The sequence below is a fragment of the Brunnivagina elsteri CCALA 953 genome, from assembly GCF_002289455.1.
Lineage (GTDB): Bacteria > Cyanobacteriota > Cyanobacteriia > Cyanobacteriales > Nostocaceae > Brunnivagina > Brunnivagina elsteri.
Genome location: NZ_NTFS01000753.1, coordinates 1 through 1,338, shown reverse-complemented (window position 1 = coordinate 1,338; position 1,338 = coordinate 1). Strand labels below are relative to the sequence as shown.

1 protein-coding gene is annotated in these 1,338 nt (G+C 41.8%); it reads right to left on the bottom strand.

The features are described 5' to 3' along the window. Positions 1-297 precede the first annotated feature (297 nt). Positions 298-1,338 (bottom strand): SbcC/MukB-like Walker B domain-containing protein (locus CK510_RS30455; RefSeq protein ID WP_281257113.1); only part of this gene is annotated, 1,041 nt, incomplete at its 5' end.

Below are 1,338 nucleotides of genomic sequence, written 5' to 3'. Positions count from 1 at the left end.
TTTTATTCGTAGATGGTTTGAATATTCCTAATGCGATCGCAATCAAGTTGAATTTTTCCAAATTCGCATAGACATCGCTACATAGTTATTAATCGATGCCTATGCGAGATTGTATTTTGACTTGTTCAAGATAACTATATTGATGTCGCAACAGTTTTATTCGTAGATGGTTTGAATATTCCTAATGCGATCGCAATCAAGTTGAATTTTTCCATTTCCGAGTTCGCATAGGTATCGCTGCATGGTTATCAATCGATATTCGTACGGATGAGATTAAAATCCTAAATGAGTCATAATTTATACTGATATTTGTATTTGTGAACCACCTTGAGTTTTATGAACTTCAATCCTGGCTTGGAAGGCTTCCTTAAGGTGGGGCATGTGGGTTACAGTGAGGATACAGGCAAAATCTGGCGCGATCGCATTGATGGCAGCAATTAAGCGATCGCAACCTTCTGCGTCTTGTGTTCCAAAGCCTTCATCGACTATTAACATTTGTAATGATGCTCCTGCACGCTGCGCTAGGAGTTTTGCCAATGCTAACCGAATCGCAAAGTTGATTCTAAATGCTTCTCCCCCAGAATAGGTTTCGTAAGCACGGGTTCCCCTGGCATCAGCGATCAATATATCTAAGGTATCGATTAGTTTGGTGTTCTTTTTCGTAGATTTACCACTACGTCCATGTTTTTGGGTAATAAATTGTACGTGTAATTGATTGGCACTTAATCGCGAAAGTAGTTGATTTGTCTCAGCTTCAAGCTGTGGTAACACATTCTCAATCATCAGTGCTTGGATACCATTTTTACCAAATGCTTGAGACAACTCCTGATAAATACGGTGTTGATTGCGGGTTTCCTGAAGTTGTTGCTGTTGCTTTTGTTGCTGTTGCTGCAATGCGTCTAAATATTGCCCTTGCTGTTCCAATCTCCCTAAATGCGCCAAATATTCATCAAGTTGACGACGACGTAAAGCTAACTGGGCTTCTAATTCTTGAATTTGGGCGATTGGATTAGCGGTTTGCAGCAATTGCTTGACGATTTCTTCTATTTGTGAATTAAGTTTTTGGCGTTCTCCCAGACGTGCATTGAGAGCTTCCTGTAAATCTTGCGATCGCGCTGCAAATTGGGGATGTTGCTGTTGGGCATTTTGTAGCTGCTGGTGACGTAACTGCCAAGCTTGGGAAGTACGAAGATGGTTGCGGAGGTTGTTGTGTTCGTTGGTGTTGTAACCAAGTTCGCTAATATATCGATCTAATTCGGCAATTTCGCAAGCGACTTCCGATTCTAGTGCTTCCCGTGCAATCCGACTTTCCAAATCGGCCATTTGGGCTTCGCGGTC